The sequence below is a fragment of the Pseudomonas sp. CMR5c genome (genome assembly GCF_003850545.1).
Taxonomy (GTDB): domain Bacteria; phylum Pseudomonadota; class Gammaproteobacteria; order Pseudomonadales; family Pseudomonadaceae; genus Aquipseudomonas; species Aquipseudomonas piscis.
The window spans coordinates 5,932,680-5,950,358 of record NZ_CP027705.1 but is presented as its reverse complement, the minus strand read 5'-3'; the positions used below and the strand labels follow the sequence as shown (position 1 = coordinate 5,950,358).

The 17,679-nt window shown below is 65.4% G+C and carries 18 protein-coding genes; 9 read left to right on the top strand and 9 right to left on the bottom strand.

Translation table 11 applies throughout. The features are described from left to right. Positions 1–33 precede the first annotated feature (33 nt). From C4K40_RS27480 to C4K40_RS27470, 3 genes are all read left to right on the top strand, one after another. On the top strand, positions 34–1,686 hold the full coding sequence (locus C4K40_RS27480; protein ID WP_053134773.1) for an acyl-CoA dehydrogenase family protein: 1,653 nt from the start codon (positions 34–36) through the stop codon (positions 1,684–1,686). Between the two features lie 108 nt (positions 1,687–1,794). Then, the gene (amn, locus tag C4K40_RS27475) at positions 1,795–3,258 is read left to right on the top strand and encodes an AMP nucleosidase (protein ID WP_031320582.1); all 1,464 of its coding nucleotides are present in this window, start codon (positions 1,795–1,797) and stop codon (positions 3,256–3,258) included. Between the two features lie 146 nt (positions 3,259–3,404). Continuing rightward, positions 3,405–3,971 (top strand): pseudouridine synthase, encoded by a 567-nt coding sequence (locus C4K40_RS27470; protein WP_164485066.1) that lies wholly within the window; start codon positions 3,405–3,407, stop codon positions 3,969–3,971. Here the strand turns inward: C4K40_RS27470 and C4K40_RS27465 are convergent. Both C4K40_RS27465 and C4K40_RS27460 read right to left on the bottom strand, forming a co-directional pair. Further along, positions 3,966–4,175 carry a DUF2788 domain-containing protein gene (locus tag C4K40_RS27465; protein ID WP_022641176.1) on the bottom strand — a complete coding sequence of 70 codons (210 nt, stop codon included), beginning with the start codon at positions 4,173–4,175 and terminating at the stop codon, positions 3,966–3,968. The two genes, C4K40_RS27470 and C4K40_RS27465, sit on opposite strands and share 6 nt — an antisense overlap. Positions 4,176–4,299: 124 nt before the next feature. Further along, entirely contained in the window at positions 4,300–4,779 is a 480-nt protein-coding gene (locus C4K40_RS27460) for an Lrp/AsnC family transcriptional regulator (RefSeq protein WP_022641175.1), read from the bottom strand. A gap of 416 nt (positions 4,780–5,195) precedes the next feature. Between C4K40_RS27460 and C4K40_RS27455 the strand changes: the two genes are divergently transcribed. After that, a complete protein-coding gene (locus C4K40_RS27455) occupies positions 5,196–6,263 on the top strand; it encodes a DUF6515 family protein (protein ID WP_053134767.1) in 1,068 nt (355 codons plus the stop codon). Here the strand turns inward: C4K40_RS27455 and C4K40_RS27450 are convergent. Beyond that, positions 6,257–7,153, bottom strand: coding sequence for a cation diffusion facilitator family transporter (locus C4K40_RS27450; RefSeq protein WP_022641173.1), 897 nt, complete (start codon positions 7,151–7,153; stop codon positions 6,257–6,259). The genes C4K40_RS27455 and C4K40_RS27450 overlap by 7 nt on opposite strands. Before the next feature lie 22 nt (positions 7,154–7,175). Continuing rightward, positions 7,176–7,595, bottom strand: a complete 420-nt coding sequence (locus C4K40_RS27445; RefSeq protein WP_053134764.1) for a hypothetical protein — start codon at positions 7,593–7,595, stop codon at positions 7,176–7,178. A 128-nt stretch (positions 7,596–7,723) separates the two neighbouring features. On the opposite strand from C4K40_RS27445, the gene hrpB reads away from it, so the two are divergent. Further along, positions 7,724–10,243: an ATP-dependent helicase HrpB gene (gene hrpB / locus C4K40_RS27440; RefSeq protein WP_053134761.1), complete on the top strand. Its 2,520-nt coding sequence runs from the start codon at positions 7,724–7,726 to the stop codon at positions 10,241–10,243. A 123-nt stretch (positions 10,244–10,366) separates the two neighbouring features. Here the strand turns inward: hrpB and C4K40_RS27435 are convergent, their stop codons facing one another. Both C4K40_RS27435 and C4K40_RS27430 read right to left on the bottom strand, forming a co-directional pair. After that, positions 10,367–11,443: an endonuclease/exonuclease/phosphatase family protein gene (locus C4K40_RS27435; RefSeq protein WP_053134758.1), complete on the bottom strand. Its 1,077-nt coding sequence runs from the start codon at positions 11,441–11,443 to the stop codon at positions 10,367–10,369. Positions 11,444–11,532: 89 nt separating this feature from the next. Further along, positions 11,533–12,192, bottom strand: a complete 660-nt coding sequence (locus tag C4K40_RS27430; protein ID WP_022641161.1) for a YciC family protein — start codon at positions 12,190–12,192, stop codon at positions 11,533–11,535. A 178-nt stretch (positions 12,193–12,370) separates the two neighbouring features. Here C4K40_RS27430 and C4K40_RS27425 point away from each other — a divergent pair, with 178 nt between their 5' ends. The 3 genes from C4K40_RS27425 to C4K40_RS27415 all read left to right on the top strand — a co-directional run bounded on the left by C4K40_RS27425 (position 12,371) and on the right by C4K40_RS27415 (position 14,398). Beyond that, entirely contained in the window at positions 12,371–13,147 is a 777-nt protein-coding gene (locus tag C4K40_RS27425; protein WP_053134756.1) for a DUF2076 domain-containing protein, read from the top strand. A 137-nt stretch (positions 13,148–13,284) separates the two neighbouring features. Continuing rightward, entirely contained in the window at positions 13,285–13,764 is a 480-nt protein-coding gene (locus C4K40_RS27420) for an NYN domain-containing protein (protein ID WP_022641159.1), read from the top strand. Between the two features lie 28 nt (positions 13,765–13,792). Then, positions 13,793–14,398, top strand: a complete 606-nt coding sequence (locus tag C4K40_RS27415; protein WP_053134753.1) for a PolC-type DNA polymerase III — start codon at positions 13,793–13,795, stop codon at positions 14,396–14,398. Between the two features lie 76 nt (positions 14,399–14,474). Here C4K40_RS27415 and C4K40_RS27410 read toward each other — a convergent pair whose 3' ends face one another. Beyond that, positions 14,475–14,936 (bottom strand): Lrp/AsnC family transcriptional regulator, encoded by a 462-nt coding sequence (locus C4K40_RS27410; protein WP_053134750.1) that lies wholly within the window; start codon positions 14,934–14,936, stop codon positions 14,475–14,477. A gap of 162 nt (positions 14,937–15,098) precedes the next feature. Here C4K40_RS27410 and yedA point away from each other — a divergent pair, with 162 nt between their 5' ends. Beyond that, a complete protein-coding gene (gene yedA / locus C4K40_RS27405) occupies positions 15,099–16,007 on the top strand; it encodes a drug/metabolite exporter YedA (protein ID WP_053134748.1) in 909 nt (302 codons plus the stop codon). On the opposite strand, the gene C4K40_RS27400 is transcribed toward yedA, so the two are convergent. Both C4K40_RS27400 and C4K40_RS27395 read right to left on the bottom strand, forming a co-directional pair. After that, positions 16,008–17,069 carry an alpha/beta fold hydrolase gene (locus C4K40_RS27400; RefSeq protein WP_053134745.1) on the bottom strand — a complete coding sequence of 354 codons (1,062 nt, stop codon included), beginning with the start codon at positions 17,067–17,069 and terminating at the stop codon, positions 16,008–16,010. A gap of 59 nt (positions 17,070–17,128) precedes the next feature. Then, positions 17,129–17,587, bottom strand: coding sequence for a hypothetical protein (locus tag C4K40_RS27395; protein WP_022641154.1), 459 nt, complete (start codon positions 17,585–17,587; stop codon positions 17,129–17,131). Between the last annotated feature and the right edge of the window lie 92 nt (positions 17,588–17,679).

Sequence of the window (17,679 nt, the reverse complement as noted above, 5' to 3'; positions counted from 1 at the left end):
TGGGTTCTTGGCACACCCTGAAGGAGCCCCGTGATGAACCTCCACCAGTTCGCTGAAACCCACGAAGTCACCAACCAGCCACCATCCCTGGATGGCACCAACCTCTATCGGATCGACCTGCCATTGCAGCAATGGATGCGTCGGTTCGATGCCGGCTGGGCCGAGTCCCGGGTCGATGCCTATGGTGCCCTGGCCGGCGGGCCGTTGATGGAAGCGGGATTCCTGGCCAATCAGAACAAGCCGGTGTTCAACAGCCATGACCGCTTCGGCCACCGGATCGACCTGGTGGAGTTCCACCCGGCCTACCACCGGTTGATGCAGGCGGCGATCGAAGGCGGCCTTACGTCCTTGCCCTGGACCCATCCCCAGCCTGGCGCCCATGTGGCGCGGGCCGCCATGACCTACCTGCACAGCCAGGCCGAGGCCGGCAGCGGTTGCCCGCTGACCATGACCTTCGCCTGCGTACCGGCCTTGAAGTTGCAGCCGGATATCGCCGAGCAGTGGCTGCCCAAGATCCTCGCCACCGAGTACGACCCGCGCAACGTCGGCATGCAGCACAAGGCCGGGTTGACCATCGGCATGGCCATGACCGAGAAGCAGGGCGGCACCGATGTGCGCGCCAACACCACCCGGGCCTATCCGGTGGGGGCCACGGGGCCGGGGCAGGCCTATGAGCTGGTGGGGCACAAGTGGTTCTGTTCGGCGCCGATGTGCGATGCCTTCCTCACCCTGGCCCAGACCGACAAGGGCCTGACCTGCTTCCTGCTGCCCCGGCATCGTCCCGACGACAGCCGTAACCAGTTCTATATCCAGCGCTTGAAGAACAAGCTGGGCAACCAATCCAACGCCTCCAGCGAAGTGGAGTTCCGTGGCGCCCTGGCCTGGATGGTCGGCGAGGAAGGGCGGGGCGTGCCGACCATCATCGAGATGGTGGCCATGACGCGCTTCGACTGCATGGTGGGTTCCAGCTCGCTGATGCGCCAGGCGCTGACCCAGGCCAGCCACCATTGTGCCCATCGCAGCGTCGGTGGCCGGGTGCTCGGCGAGCAGCCGCTGATGCAGAACGTGCTGGCCGACCTGGCCCTGGAGAGCGAGGCGGCCCTGGCCCTGAGCATGCGCATGGGCCGGGCCCTGGATCACCAGGACGATGCCCAGGAAGCGAAGTTCTCGCGCCTGGTGACGGCGGTGGGCAAGTATTGGATCTGCAAGCGGGCCCCGGCCATGATCAACGAAGCCGCCGAATGCATGGGCGGTGCCGGTTATGTCGAGGACAGCATCCTGCCGCGGCTGTACCGCGAGGCGCCGGTGAACTCCACCTGGGAGGGCTCCGGCAACGTCCAGTGCCTGGATGTGCTGCGGGCCCTGTCGAAAGAGCCGGGCGTGCTCGATGCGCTGTTCGCCGAGCTGGGCGATGGCCATGGCGATCGGCGCCTGGCCGGCCATATCGCTGGATTGAAGGAGAGCTTCAAGGACACCGATGACATCCAGTACCGTGCTCGCCAGCTGACCGAGGACATTGCCCTGGGGTTGCAGGCCAAGCTGCTGCTGGAGGCCGGCAACCAAGTAGTTGCCGACGCCTTCATCGCCAGTCGCCTGGGGGGCCAGTCCGGTCGGGCCTACGGCACCCTGCCGCGGGGGCTGGATGTGGCCGCCATCGTCGCTCGCTCGACGCCACAAGGCTTCTGAGGGGCTCCAGGGCCGGCTTGCCGGCCCTGGCTGCGATGCCACTGTTTCCGTGGGGCGAGGTTGCAGGCAAGATGGACGCCTGCAAGATCAGAACACAGGGTGCTCATCGTGACCGAAGCTTTTATTGTCGTTCAATCCGCCGAACAAGCCGTGGATCGGCTGGCTGCTCTGCACGAGCGGGCCACCACCGCGCTGAGCCAGGCGCTCAAGCGTTACCTCAAGGACCGCATCGAACCGGATGCCGAGCAGCGAGCGTTGTTCCGTTATCCCGAGCTGCGCCTGACCTATCACTGCCAGGGCGAAGTGCCACAGACCACCCGGGCCTACGCCAAGGTCCAGCTGCCAGGCACCTACAGCGTTACCGTCACCCATCCCGCGGCCTTCCGCAATTACCTGCTCGAGCAGTTGGAGCCACTGATGCACGATTTCACCGTGACGGTGGAAGTGGGTGTCAGCGAGCAGAACATTCCTTATCCCTATGTCGTCGAGCAGGGCGATGAACTGGCCGGCTCCGGCGTGACCGCCGCGGCCCTGGCCCGGGTTTTCCCGAGCACCGACCTGTCGGCCGCCACCGATGGCATCGCCGACGGCCTGTACAACTGGGAAAACGCCAATCCGCTGCCGCTGGCGCTGTTCGACGCCGCGCGGGTGGATTTCTCCCTGCGCCGCCTGGTGCACTACACCGGCAGCGACTGGCGCCATGTGCAGCCGTGGATCCTGCTGACCAACTACCATCGCTACGTCGACCAGTTCATCGTCCATGGCCTTGAGCAACTGCGCAGCGATCCGCGCTTCGTGCGCATGGTGCTGCCGGGCAACGTGATCATCGAGAAGGGCATGGACCACGGCGAGGCCTCGGCCATTGCCGCCGGCGTGGTCTGGCATCGCTACCAGATGCCGGCCTATCACCTGCAGGCCAGCGATGGCCACGGCGTGACCCTGGTGAACATCGGCGTCGGCCCGTCCAATGCCAAGAACATCACCGACCACCTGGCCGTGCTGCGTCCGCACTGCTGGCTGATGATCGGCCACTGTGGCGGCCTGCGGCAGTCCCAGACCATCGGTGACTATGTACTGGCCCACGCTTACATGCGCCGCGACGGCATCCTCGACCGCGTGGTGCCGCCGAACATCCCGATCCCGGCCCTGGCCGAGGTCCAGCTGGCGCTGCAAGAAGCGGCGGCCAACGTCACCGGGGAGAAGGGCGAGCAACTGAAGAAGCGCCTGCGCACCGGCACCGTGCTGACCTACGATGACCGCAATTGGGAGTTGCGCTGGGCCGAGGAGCGGCCGCTGATCAACCTGTCCCGGGCCGTGGCGGTGGACATGGAAAGCGGCACCATCGCTGCCCAGGGTTATCGCCTGCGGGTGCCCTACGGCACCTTGCTGTGCGTTTCGGACAAGCCCCTGCATAGCGAGATCAAGCTGCCGGGTTCGGCCAACGCTTTCTACGAGCGGGCGGTCAGCCAGCACCTGAAGATCGGTATCGAGGCCGTGGACCTGCTGCGCAGCGAACTCAACTCCCTGCACTCGCGCAAACTGCGCAGCTTCGACGAGCCGCCGTTCCGCTGACACCTCGCCCCATGGTCATTTGGCGATCAGGCCACTAGCATTGTCGGTCCTGATCGCCAGATGTTCCCTAGCTCATGTCCCGTCCGTCCCGTCCCGCTTCCCGTCGCCCTGGCGCGAAGCCGTTTTCCGCATCCCCCGCCAAGCGCGTGGCCAAGGCGCCGCCCGCCGAGCCACGGTTGATCCTGTTCAACAAGCCGTTCGATGTGCTGACCCAGTTCAGCGATGGCGAAGGCCGGGCGACGCTCAAGGATTTCATCGCCATCCCCGGGGTCTATCCCGCCGGGCGCCTGGACCGCGACAGCGAGGGCCTGTTGCTGCTGACCAACGACGGCCAGTTGCAGGCGCGCATCGCCGATCCCAAGCACAAGCTGGCCAAGACCTATTGGGTGCAGGTGGAAGGCGAACCCAGCGCCGAGCAGTTGCAGCGCTTGTGCGACGGCGTGGAGCTTAACGACGGCATGACCTTGCCGGCCCAGGCTCGCCAACTCGAAGAACCGCAATTGTGGCCGCGCAATCCACCGGTGCGCTTTCGCAAGAGCGTGCCGACCAGTTGGCTGGAGCTGGTGATCCGTGAAGGGCGCAATCGCCAGGTGCGGCGCATGACGGCCGCCGTGGGTTTGCCGACCTTGCGCCTGGTACGGGTGCGGATCGGTGACTGGACCCTGGATGGGCTGGACCAAGGCCAGTGGAAGGAAGTGCCGGCGCGGCTATAGGGCGCCGGTCTCGATCAGGCCGATCACCACGCTCTTGATGATAAAGGCGGCCACGCCCAGGCCCAGGACGAAGAACAGGATGAACGAGCCGAAGCGCCCGGCCTTGGATTTCTTGGCCAGGTCCCAGACGATGAAACCCATGAAAATGATCAGGATGCTGACCAGGCCGGTCATCATCCACTCTTCGAATACTGCCGGATCCATCGAACATCTCCAGTGCGCGCAGGACAAAAAAAGCCGGGCGAGTATACGCCAAGCGTTCCGGCCCGGGCATTGATCTGCGTGCGTTACGTCGCCACAGCCCGGGACCGCATGGCGGCTTGCCGGATCAGTTGCGCAGGTGGGTCAGCGGCAGTTCGGTGCTGTTGAGTACCTGGTTGAGCACGAAGCTGGAGCGGACGCTGGTCACGCCTTCGATCCGAGTCAGGTGGCCCAGCAGCAGCTTCTGGTAATGGTCCATGTCCGGTACTACCACCTTGAGTTGGTAGTCGGCATCCATCCCGGTCACCAGGCTGCACTCCAGTACCTGGGGCAGGTTGCGGATCGCCGCCTCGAAGTTCTCGAAGCGCTCCGGAGTGTGGCGATCCATGCCGATCAACACATAGGCGGTCAGGCTCAGGCCGAGCATCTTGCGATCCAGCAGCGCGACCTGGCGCGAGATGTAGCCGTCGTCTTCCAGCTGCTTGACCCGGCGCGAGCAAGGCGAGGGCGACAGGCCGATGCGTTCGGCCAATTCCTGGTTGGAGATGCGGGCGTCGCGTTGCAATTCCGCCAAAATGCTCAGGTCATAGCGGTCCAGTTTGCTCATCGTTCAGGCCTTTGTCTTAACTATTGCGTCGAATTATCTATCTCGGGTTAAAAATTGCGCAAGAGCTGTTTCGCAAAGCAATCTTCGCAATCCTTTGTCGCGAGGCGAGGCCTATTCTTATCACCAGAATCACTGCCCGGACATAGAGTCCACTGCGGCCCGCCGAATCAGGCCTGCCGCGGCCGCCAACCCCACAGGGTTGGGCAGGCCCCCGGGCTGCACCCTGTCCAGAAGACGGAGTGAGGTGAGCCGGTGCCACAAGCGCCGAGCACGGACAAAATCTCAAGGGGTGGCCGACGGGCCGCCCTTTTTTATTGCCTGCGAAATAAGTTTCGTGACTGATAATCTCTAGCAGAACCGCCCTGGGCTTTTGCCAGTCTTATGTTCAGGTCCCCCAATTCGCAGTGAGGAATAGCATGAAGTCGCGCATCTGGCGTATGGCAGGTGTTGGTGTGTTGTGCGTGAGCGTTAGCGCGCAAGTGTTCGCCGATGAGCGAGACGAGAGGCGCCCTCCCCAGCAGGGGGAGCAGGCCGGGGGACAGCGCGAACATGCTCCTGAAGGCCGCAGGGAGAACAACCAGGGCCATCCGGCGTACCAGCAGCCGGCCCCGCAGCAACCGCGGGTGCAGAACGAAATCATCCGTGGCGACAACAGCCGCCAGTTCGAGCGCAGCCCTCAACATCAGGAAGGGCAGTGGCAGGAACGCCCCCGCCATGAGGCCGAGCAGCAGGGGCGGCCAGCGCCACAACCGGCCCCGAACCTGCCGATCCAGCCGCGTCCGGATACTGTGCGCCAGACCCAGGAGCCACAACGCGGTTATTACCAGGACATCCCCCGGCGCAACGATTACAACCCGCATTGGCAGGCCGGCAATCCGGGTTGGCGCCCAGACAATCGCCACCCCAACGATCATCGCTGGCCGGGTCGTCCTGACGGTCGTGGCAACGGTTGGGGCCCGGGTCCGCAATACCGCCCGGGTTATGTGATCGACCGTTTCCCCGAGCGCAACTTTCGCGTGCCCTACCGTGGTCACGACTACTTCTTCTCGGGTGGCTACTGGTATCGACCCCAGGGCAGCCGCTATGTGGTGGTGACTCCACCCTATGGCATCCGCGTGGGCTACCTGCCCGATTACGCGCGGGAAGTGTGGATCGGCAGCGCGCTGTTCTTCCTTGCCGCCGGTGCCTACTACACCTATGAAGCCAACACCCAGGAGTACGTGGTGGTGGAGCCGCCGACAGGCGTTGCGCCGCCTGCGCCGCAACCGGTTGGCAACGGCTATGACGTGCTGGCCTATCCGGTCAACGGCCAGCCGCCGCAGCAGGTCGATCAGGACCGCTACGACTGTTATCGCTGGGCAGTGCAGCAGAGTGGTTTCGATCCGGCCAGCGTGACGTACCAGCCGGCGCCCGAAGTGGTCCAGGCCTATCGCCAGGCCCAGGGCAGCTGCCTGAGCTCACGGGGCTACCAGGTGACCTACTGAGCCCTGGCGGCCCTGACCACTTCCTGCGGGTCGGCGTGCACCAGCACTTCGGCCCGCGGATAGGCCGCGTGGATCGCATCGGCGGCCTGGTCGCTGATGCCGTGGGCCACCCTCAGGGTTAGGTCGCCGGGTAGCTCCAGATGCAGCTGGACGAACCAGCGGCTGCCGGAAATCCGTGTCCGCAGGTCATGGGCGCCCAATACTCCGGGGACCGCGCAGGCCAGTTCCAGCATGTGCTGGCTGACCTCGGTCGGCAGTTCCTCGTCCATCAGGACCGAGAAGCTTTCCCGGGCGATCTGGATCGCGCTCCAGAGGATGTACACGGCGATCCCCAGGCCGAACCAGGCATCCACCTGCTGCCAGCCGAAGGCCGCCAGGGCCAGGGCCAGGAGGATGCTGCCGTTGAGCATCAGGTCGGAGCGATAGTGCAGCGAGTCGGCGCGCACCGCGTTGGAGCCGGTGGCCCGGATCACCCGATGCTGCAGCACCAGCAAGGCGCTGGTCAGCACTAGCGACAATACGATCACCCCGATGCTCAGCCACGGTGCCCCGACCGGTTCCGGGTGGTGCAGGCGCTCGACCGCCTGGAAGGCGATCAGTACCGCGCTGCCCGCGATGAACAGCGCCTGGGCCATGCCGGCCAGGGACTCGGCCTTGCCGTGGCCGTAGCGATGGTCGTCGTCCGCCGGACGCAGGGCATAGTGCACCGCCAGCAGGTTGAGCAGCGAGGTGAAGCCGTCGAGCACCGAGTCGGTCAGGCCCGCGAGCATGCTCACCGAGCCGCTGAGCCACCAGGCCACGGCCTTGGTCAGGATCAGGATGCCGGCCACGGTCACCGAGGCGCGGGTGGCGAGGCGCAGGAGGCGGGCGTGTTCCGGGCTGCCGATCATGGGATTTCCTTGTGTGGCGGGTTCAAGCGGCTGGCTGTAGTCCGTACAGGGCCAGTTGTTGCACGCTGCCCTTGTGCTGGATCAGGCGTGGGTCGTCCAGCGGGAAGTGGCCCCCCAGCTCCTGCTCGAGGATGGCCTGCAACTTGCGCTTGTCGACTGTACCGTCGGCGCCGATGGCCTGCTGGAGTTTTTCCGGGGCGACCTGCGCAGTCTTGCCCGGCTCCAGGTAGATGGCGCCAGTGGCGAAGTCGATGCCGAAGGCGATCAGCCCCGGGATCACGTAGAACAGCAGGCCCACGGCATCCAGCGCCACGATCACCGGGTCGATCTTGCCGTCGATCTGGCCGCGCCGATCAGGAAAGAAGATCGAGCCGCAGGCGGTGAGCTGGGTCAGCAGGGTGGTCACCAGGATGCCGCCGATGACACGGTGGGGAATACGCATGGATATCTCCTAACAGGCATGAAGGCCCGGACAAATGGTGCGGGGGCAAGTCTCGTCGATCAGCACTCAGACCATGATCAGCCCCGGGCAGTTCGCCGTTATACTCGCGCCTCTGTTTTGGAGCCAGCATGAAATCCTTGCCGATCGATGAAGTTTTGCCTGCACTGCGTGACGCCCTGGCGACACGCCACGAAGCGGTGCTCGAAGCCCCGCCCGGCGCCGGCAAGACCACCCGCGTGCCCCTGGCGTTGCTGGACCAGGATTGGCTGGCCGGGCAAACCATCTTGATGCTCGAACCCCGGCGCCTGGCCGCCCGTGCCGCCGCCGAGCGCCTGGCCAGCGAGCTGGGAGAAAAAGTCGGGGAAACCGTGGGCTATCGCATCCGCCTGGACAGCAAGGTCGGCCCGCGTACCCGTATCGAAGTGGTCACCGAAGGCATTCTCACCCGGCGCCTGCAGGACGATCCGGCCCTGGAGGGGGTCGGCCTGCTGATCTTCGACGAGTTCCACGAGCGCAGCCTGGATGCCGACCTGGCCCTGGCCTTGAGCCTCAATGGCCGCGAACTGTTCCGTGACGAGCAACCGCTGAAGATCCTGCTGATGTCGGCGACTCTGGAGGGCGAGCGCCTGTCGGCGTTGCTGGACGATGCGCCGATCCTGCGCAGCGAGGGGCGCATGTTCCCGGTGGCCCAGCGCTGGGGCCGGCCGTTCCAGCCTGGTGAGTTCATCGAGCCGCGGGTGGTGCAGGCGGTCCTGGAGGCGGTCCATGACGAGAGCGGCAGCCTGCTGGTGTTCCTCCCGGGCCAGGCGGAGATTCGCCGGGTGCACCAGCAATTGAGCGAGGCCTTGGGCGAGCGTGACGAGATCCTGCTGTGCCCGTTGCACGGCGAACTGGAGCTTGCTGCCCAGCGCGCCGCCATCGATCCGGCGCCGCCGGGCAAGCGCAAGGTGGTGCTGGCCACCAACATCGCCGAGACCAGCCTGACCATCGACGGCGTGCGGGTGGTGGTGGATGCCGGGCTGGCGCGGGTGCCGCGCTTCGATCCCGGCAGCGGCATGACCCGCCTCGATACCCAACGCATCTCCCGGGCCAGCGCCACCCAGCGTGCCGGTCGCGCCGGGCGCCTGGAACCGGGGGTGTGCTACCGGCTGTGGTCGGCGGACCAGCAAGAACAACTGGCCGCCCATGCCAGCCCGGAGATACTCCAGGCCGATCTGGCCGGCCTGGCGTTGCAACTGGCGCGCTGGGGCGTGACGCCGGGCCAGTTGGCCTGGCTGGATGCGCCGCCCGCTGCGGCCTATGCCCAGGCCCAGGACCTGTTGATGCGCCTGGGCGCGCTCGACGGGGCAGGCAACCTGACCCGCCACGGCCAGGCCATGGCCGAGTTGCCGGCCCACCCACGCATCGCCCATCTGTTGCTGCGTGGCCAGTCCCTGGGGTTGGCAGCGATGGCTTGCGATGTCGCGGCCTTGCTTGGCGAGCGGGACATCTTGCGGGGGGGCGACGCCGACCTGCACAGCCGCCTGGTGCTGCTCTCGGGTGAGGCGCGAGCTGCCCGTGGCGCCCAGGGTGGCGTGCAGCGGGCTCGGCAACTGGCGCGCCAATACCGCGGCTACCTGCGGGGCCAAGCTAATGCGGCGGTGGCCGATCCCGAGCATCCACGCTGGCTCGGTGCCTTGCTGGCCCTGGCCTATCCCGACCGGGTGGCCCAGCAACGGCGCCCGGGTGGCGCCGAGTACCGCCTGGCCAATGGCCGTGCGGCCCTGTTCAGCGAGCCCGACAACCTGATGAAGCAGCCCTGGCTGGTGATCGCCGACCTGGGTAGTCGCCAGGGTCAGCGTGAGGAGCGGATCTACCTGGCTGCGGATTTCGATCCAGCGCTGTTCGAAACGGTGCTGGCCGAGCAGGTGCGCAACGTCGACCAGTTGGACTGGGACGAGCGTGAAGGCCTGTTGCGGGCAGAAAGACAACGCAAGGTGGGCGAGCTGGTGCTGAGCCGTGAGCCGCTGCCGGGCCTGGACGAAAGCGCCCGTAGCCTGGCCCTGGTCCAGTTGGTGCGGCGCAAGGGCCTGGAACTGTTGCCCTGGACCGCTGAGCTGCGCCAGTGGCAGGCCCGGGTGGCCCTGTTGCGCCAGCTGGAACTGGCCGCCAAGGCTGAAAGCCAGTGGCCGGATGTCAGCGATGCGGCCTTGCTTGAGGGACTGGAACACTGGTTGGCGCCGTACCTGGGCAAGGTCTCGCGCCTGGCCCACTTCGCCAACCTGGACCTGGCCGGCATCCTGCTCGGCTTGCTGCCCTGGCCCTTGCCCCAGCGCCTGGACGAGCTGGCCCCGCAGCACCTGAAGGTGCCATCCGGCTCTTCGATTCGCCTGGACTACAGCGAACAGCCGCCGATTCTCGCGGTGCGCCTGCAAGAGCTGTTCGGCCTGGCCGAAACCCCACGCATCGCCGGTGGCCACCAGGCGGTCAAGTTGCACCTGCTGTCCCCCGCCCGCCGCCCGGTACAGGTGACCCAGGACCTGGCGAACTTCTGGCGCAGCACCTACGCCGAGGTCAAGAAGGACCTCAAGGGCCGTTATCCCAAGCACTACTGGCCGGATGATCCGCTGATCGCCGAGGCCACCGCCCGGGCCAAGCCGCGCAAGTAAGAGCCTTCCAGGCCCAGCGCACTTGCTTGTGCTGGACCTGGAGGACGGCATCGCGTGGTTTTTTCGCTCCAGGTTTCACCGAGGGATCAAAGCGCCGCTACCGCGCGGCATCGCCCTGGCCGTTTACTGGGCCGGCAGCAGGAAGCGCGCGAGCACCGGCAGATGGTCGGAGATGCGCAGGGTGTCGTCCTGGCGGACCCGTGACTCCACGCGCTTCAGGCGCGGGCTGTAGAACAGGTAGTCGACGGTCCGGTCCGGCCCATCGAGACCGGGGTCGTTGGGATAGTGGGTCAGCCAGTGCGCGCGGTCGGCACCGCTGGCTTGGGTATTGCTGGGGATCATCGGGTACTTGTCCCACAGCAGGTGCAGGGGGCTGTCGGCACTGTAGGGCGTGCGTTGGTTCTCATCCAGGCGCCGGTACTGGCCCAGGGGCAGCAGGTTGAAGTCGCCGCCGATCAGCCAGGGAGTGCCACGGCCTTCCAGTTTGTCCAGGGTCCTGGCGATGGCCGCGACTTGCCGGGCCTGGGTCTCGCCGGCCTGCTGCGCACGCTCCAGGTGGGTATTGAGTACCGCCAGTTGTCCGCCGTCGTTCAGGGGCAGGTAGCTGAGCAACAGGGCGTCTCGCGGCAGGAATTGCCGGCTGATGAAGTTGTGGGCCGCCACCGGCAGTTGCAGGCGCTCGGCGTGTTCGATGCGATAGCGGCTGAGGGTCGCCAGTTGCCGGCCGACGCTGCCGAGGATATGCACAGAGGGAACGAAGTCGGCCTTCCAGTCGTAGGCCCGGGTGCTGCAGGGATAGAGATCGGCCAGGCGTTCCTGGAGAAGCTTGAGCTGGTCCTGGTAGGCGCTGGCCTTGGCGTTGTCGTCCACTTCCTGAAGCAGCACCAGGTCCGGCTGTTCGTCGCGGATGACCCGGGCCACTTCGTCGAGGCTGAAGGCCATGTCCTCCAGGGTGGGGCGTTCGTCCTGGCCATGGGCCTGGTCGTTCCAGAACACATAGCGCTTGCCGGCCAGGTACTGCAGGTTCCAGGTCATCACCTTCAACGCTTGGCCCGGTACCAGCGGCGCGGCTTCGGCGCTACAGGAAACCGCCAGGGTTTCCTTGGCCTGGGGACGCCAGGTCAGGCTGTAGATCAGACCGGCTAATACCAGGCCGATCAGCAGCAGGCTCAACAGGGTCACGCGAAGTAGACGGATCATCGGCTCGGCTTATGGCGTTGCGGGATGGGGTCCGAGCATAACCGAGTGCGCAGCCGTCCCCCAAGGGGTAGAGCGGTCGCGCCGGGGTTTCAGTGCTTGTCCGGCTGCTGGCTGATCAGCATGAACAGGCGGAACAGCACCACGCTGGTGAACAGCTGGAGGAAGCTGTAGGCGCTGTCGATGGTCAGTGCCACCAGCGGCGTCGGGTCTGGATAGGCGGCTTCGCTCATGCCCTTGAGCAGCCAGAGCGGGGTCATCACGCACAGGATGCACGCCAGGATCCGTAGGAAATGCCCGCGGCTCAGGCGGAAGCTCTCGGTGATGGCATTCAGCGGCGATGCCCCCTTGAGTACCAGCAGGTACTCGGCGAAGGCCAGGACCACCATCAGCCATAGGCCCGGCAGGAAATACAGCGACAGCCCCAGCAAGATCAGCAGGGTACTGACCGCCGTCAGCAGGGCGAAGCGCGGCCACAGGCTCAGGCTCATGGCCAAGAGATCGCGGGTTCGGGGCGATTCGCCACGGGTACGGGCATCGAGGAGCAGGATCAGTGCGCCGGTGTACAGCGGATACACCAGCAGGCCGACGATCACGCTGTACCCGGAAAAAGCATTCGGGCCCAGGGCCTTGCCGGCAGCCTGTTGCAGCAGCGCCTCGAGAATCACCAGTGGCAGGCACAGCTGGGCGATGCGCCCGAGGTTGCGTCGAAAGAAATACAGGGAGTCGCGCAGAACGTCTAACGGATTCATCGAAGGGGTCGCAGTGGCGAAGCGGTTGGACACTTTAACCGATGCAGGCCCCGGGGAAGCAAACGTAAACCTTGGGTAAAGACCATTGAAAGTCGACGCACCAACCCCATAACTGTTGCGTATCGCGGTCCCTTCGGACCGTAGAGCGGATTTTTACCGGCAATCTAAAGAGGTCGCCATGAATAGCGAAGAGCAAACCCTGATCGATGGACTGTTTTCACGGTTGCAGCAAGCCGAAACGGATTCAGCCCCGCGTGATGCCCAGGCCGAGGCGCGGATCAAGGAGCATCTGACCCGCCAGCCTGCGGCCGGGTATTTCATGACCCAGGCGATCCTGGTGCAGGAGGCTGCCCTCAAGAGCCTCGACGAACAGAACAAGCAACTGACCCAGCAAGTCCAGCAACTGCAGGCCCAACTGCAACAGGCCAAGTCCCAGGCGGCTCCGGCCCCGGCCTCGAGTGGCGGGTTCTTGTCGAGCATCTTCGGTGGCTCCCGCGAAGCGCAACCGGCCCCGGCCGCGAGCCCGGCGCCATCTTCCGGCGGTGGCTGGCGTGAGCCGCCACGCCCGGGCTTTGGCGCGCCACAGCAGAATTTCGGTGCGCCCCAGCAGGGGTTCGGCGCTGCGCCGCAACAGAACTATGCGCCGCAGCAGGCGCCAGCGGCTGGCAGCAGTTTCCTGGGTGGCGCGCTGAAAACCGCCGCCGGTGTCGCAGGCGGCGTGATGCTGGCCCAGGGCATCAGCAGCCTGTTCCACAGCAACCAGCAGCCCCAGGAAGTGGTCGAAGTCATCAAGGAAGAGCCGGCGCCGGCCAGCGACAACAGCGGCTGGGGCAATGACGAACAGCGTTATGCCAACAACGACTCCTGGGGCGGCAACGACCAGGGCGGCCTCAACGACGCGGGCTACGACAACGACGACAGTTCGTTCTTCTCCGACGACGATTCCTTCGTCTGACCTACCATCGGTCCGGGGCCACAACATGCCCCGGGCCGATAATTCGCGGAACAATCCCTGGCGCTGGCATACTGGACGACTTTTCCGACCCCAAGGGTCGATCCAGTTGCCGTGCTGCAGCGCCATGAGGATTAGCGGTGAAAAAAATCGCCCTGTTCGCCGATGTCCAAAACCTCTACTACACCGTGCGCCAGGCTTATGGCTGTCACTTCAACTACGCGGCGCTGTGGGCCGATATCAGCAAGCACGGGCAGATCGTCCAGGCCTATGCCTATGCCATCGACCGCGGTGACAGCAAGCAGCAGCAGTTCCAGCAGATCCTGCGCAACCTGGGCTTCACGGTAAAACTCAAACCCTACATCCAGCGCAGCGATGGCTCGGCCAAGGGCGACTGGGACGTGGGTATCACCATCGACATCATGGACGCCGCCAGCCAGGTGGATGAAGTGGTGCTGGCCTCCGGCGACGGCGATTTCGACCTCTTGCTGGAGCGCATCATCCACAAGCATGGCGTCAGCGCGGTGGCCTACGGAGTGCCGGGGCTGACCGCCAATTCGCTGATTCGCGCCGCCAGCCGCTATGTGCCGATCGAAGGCGCCTTGTTGTTGAAAAGCTGAAAACAGATTCATACGGAGCAAAACAGGTTTGGAACGCATTGCCGTCATCGACTTCGAAACCACCGGGCTTTCCCCGAGCAGCAGTTGCCGGGCCACCGAGATCGCCGTGGTGATCCTCGAACAGGGGCGCATCGTCGAGCGTTACCAGAGCCTGATGAATGCCGGCGTGCGGGTACCGGCGTTCATCGAGCAATTGACCGGCATCAGCAACGCCATGCTGCGCGGGGCTCCCTCGGCGGAGCAGGTGATGAACGAAGTCAACGAGGTCGTCGGCACCACGCCGTTGGTGGCGCATAACGCCGCCTTCGACCAGAAGTTCTGGGATTTCGAGCTGGGGCGGATCCGGCGCACCCGGTTGCAGAACTTCGCCTGTTCCCTGCTGCTGGCCCGGCGCCTGATGCCGGCGGCGCCGAACCACAAGCTGGGCACCCTGACCGCCTACGCCAGCCTGCCGCATACCGGCCAGGCCCACCGGGCCATGGCCGACGCTGAGATGGCGGCCAACTTGCTGGTGCACCTGGCGGGCGAACTGCGCGATACCCACGGCCTGCACCAGTTGTCCCACGATTTCTTGTGCAAGTTGCAGAAGGTTCCGGCGGCCAAGGTGCCCGAGCACTTGCGGCGCCATCGCTGACGCGCCGCAAGCCCCATCGGAATCTGCGGCCCGCAGCTTGGCCGTGGCTCGACAGCGGCTACAGGCCAATGGTGGATCAGGTGGAAGGTTTGCCGTTGCTGTCCAGGTGCCCCAGGGGCAGGCGCCGTTCAATGGCGCTGGAGAGCACGATGGAAGTCTTGCTGAAGCCGAACTGGGCGACGCGGTTGATCAGCTCTTCCAGCTCCGGCATCGAACCCACGGCGGCCTGCATGATCACGCAGGGATCGCCCGTGACCCGGTGGCATTCGGTGAGTTGTGGGATCTTGATCAGTTCGTCATAGCTTTTCTGGTTGCCGTGCTGGGCCAGGCGCAGTTCGATGACGCACTGGATCGGCAACCCCAGCTTGTTCATGTCGACCTTGGCCTGGTAGCCGGTGATCACGCCGCTGGCTTCGAGCTTGGCGACCCGCTCGGCCACGGCAGGTGCCGAGAGGTTGACCTTGCGCGCCAGCTCGGCATAAGTCGCCCGGCCGTTTTCCAGCAGTTGGGCCAAGAGCATGCGGTCATACTTGTCCATGGAAGGCTCCAAAACACCCTGGCTTTCGAAAGCAAGGTATATAGCCCCGAACTCCATGTTTTGGAAAGTGTACTGCTCTTAAAAACAAGTTTTGTAACTTAAGCTTGCCCCGTTCGGCTTTCTACAATGGGCCCTCCCTGCCTGCCTCCCGAGCCGTATCCCATGCCTGGCCAAAGCCGCTTTCCCTTGCCGTTGATCGCTGCATTCTTTGCCCTCTACGTGATCTGGGGGTCGACCTACCTGGTGATCCGCATCGGTGTCCAATACTGGCCACCCTTGATGCTTGCCGGTATCCGCTTCGTACTCGCCGGCAGCCTGATGTATGCGTTCCTGCGCTGGCGTGGAGTCCCGGCGCCCACCTGGGCGCAATGGAAGGCCGCCGGGATCATCGGCATCCTGCTGCTGAGTTTCGGCAACGGTGCGGTGACGGTCGCCGAGCACCTGGGCGTGGCTTCCGGAGTGGCGGCCCTGGCGGTGGCCACGGTGCCGTTGTTCACCTTGCTCTGCGGTTATTTCTGGGGCACGCGCAATACCCGCCTGGAGTGGGCCGGCATCATCCTCGGGATGATCGGCATCGGCATGCTGAACCTGGGTTCCAACCTGCAATCGAGCCCCTTGGGCGCGGCCCTGTTGCTGTTCGCCGCAGCGGCCTGGGCCTTCGGCTCGGTCTGGAGCAAGCATTTGCCTCTGCCCCAGGGGGCCATGGCCAGCGCCGCGGAAATGCTCGTCGGTGGTGTAGTGCTGTTGCTGGGCAGCCTGCTGCGCGGCGAGCGCCTGGAAGCCATGCCCGCCCTGGAGGGCTGGCTGGCGCTGGCCTACCTGGCAGGCTTCGGTTCGATCATCGCCTTCAATGCCTACATGTACCTGCTCAAGCACGTACGCCCGGCGGCGGCCACCAGCTATGCCTACGTCAACCCCGCGGTGGCGGTGTTGCTGGGCATCGTCTTCGTCGGCGAGAGCATCGGCTTCGAAGAGGCGCTGGCGATGCTGGTGATCATCAGCGCTGTGGTGTTGATCGGCCTGCCGCAATGGCGCAAGCCCAAGGCCGTGGCCCGGGAAGAGGCCGCCTGATTATGGCGGCGTCGGCTGGCTGGCCAGGTGGCGTTCGAGAAAACCGCCGATGACCTGGACCGCTTGCTGGTGAATCGCTTCGCGGCCGCGCTTGTCGCCGTCCCGGCAGATGATTTCATCCTCGGGGTCATCTGCCCTGAGCAGGGCCGTGGCTCCCGGCTTGCACAGCTGCATGAAGCTGAAATGGCTGGCATCGGCGACCACCAGCAGGCTTGAGGTGGCCGGCGGCAGGTGGGCTTGCAGGTACCCCGACTCCTGTTCCACCGGCATGCCGGCAATGTTCACCCCGGCGCCCAGGATCAAGGTCGGCGTCTGTACCGCGGCCAGGCTCTGTGGGGTAAATCCGCGGACCAGTCCCGGGTCCAGGGAAACCACTGCCTTGATTCGCGGGTCGCGCAGGTCGGCACTCAGCTGGCCCTGGTTGCCTGCAGCGATACCCAGTTCCGCAGCCAACCCGCACAGGCGCGGGTTGGGATGCAGTCGGCATTCCTCGAGGAAGCGTTGCGGGCTGTAGCGGGCGCCAGCCAGCGCGGTGACCGTCCAGCCGCCCAGGGAATGGCCGATGGCGGCGATACGCTGCGGATCGACGGCGCCGGCCAGGCTGCTGTCGGCAGTGAGCGTGTCGATCACCTGGCTCATATCGTGGGGGCGCTCCCAGAGCTTCGCCGCTTCTGCCGGGCGTCGGTCGAAGGTCGTGGTGCCAGGGTGGTCTGGAGCTGCGACCACATAGCCCTGGTTGACCAGGCTCGGTACCAGCCAGCTGAGGTTGCGCCAGCTGCCGCGATAGCCGTGGGACAGGACCACCAATGGGTGGGCCGCCGGGTCAGGCGAGGCATCCTTGATGGCGGGTAGGCCCTGGAAGACCGGGGTCTCTGCGGATGTCAGCAGCGGCGCGGGTGTTTCGGTGGGATACCAGAGGGCGACATGCAGTGGGCGCTGGCCGCTGGCATCCGCCACGGTGATTTCACGGAAGCCGATGAGTTCGGCAGCTCCGGCAAGGGGGAGGCACAGGGCCAGAGACAGGCCCGCGAGCATCCGTGCGGACAGGGCGATATTGCGCATTGGGACTCCATGTACAAAGGACGCCGGGTACCCGGCGTTGTGGTTTCAGCGCGAAGGAATCACTCGAGGCCGATAAGCAGCGCTATCGCGAAGACCACCGCCGCCAGGGCCAGGCAAAACAACAGGCTGATTCCCGCCACTGGCCATAACGAGACGAAGTTGCCGCCGTTGGCCTTGTGGTCCACCACCTGGGGGCCGAACAGTTGGCGCGCGTAGGCGTTCATCCCGTAGATCTGCGGCAGGATGAAGACCACGGCGGGAACGTTATCCGGAAGGAAAAAGCCTGCCAGGGTCATGGCCAGGAAGACACCGATGCCCATGGTCCAGGCTTTCCTCACCTCAGCCTCGCGCCCCAGTGCCTTGAGGTTCCGGCTGATGAAATAGGCTCCCGCGATGGCGGTGCCGAGGAAGGTGCTCAGGCCGATGGCTGCGACACTGTAGAGGCGCAGGTTCTGATCGACGGTCGGGGCGATCCGCAGTTCGGCGGCGGGGGCCTGGAACGGATTTTCTTGGTCCATGCGAGGTGAGACTCCTTGAGGGGGGAGGGCCGAGAAGATGTCCGGTGCGCAGGGCGCGGGGCATTCTTTGGGGCCGGCTGGGGGGCGAGCAT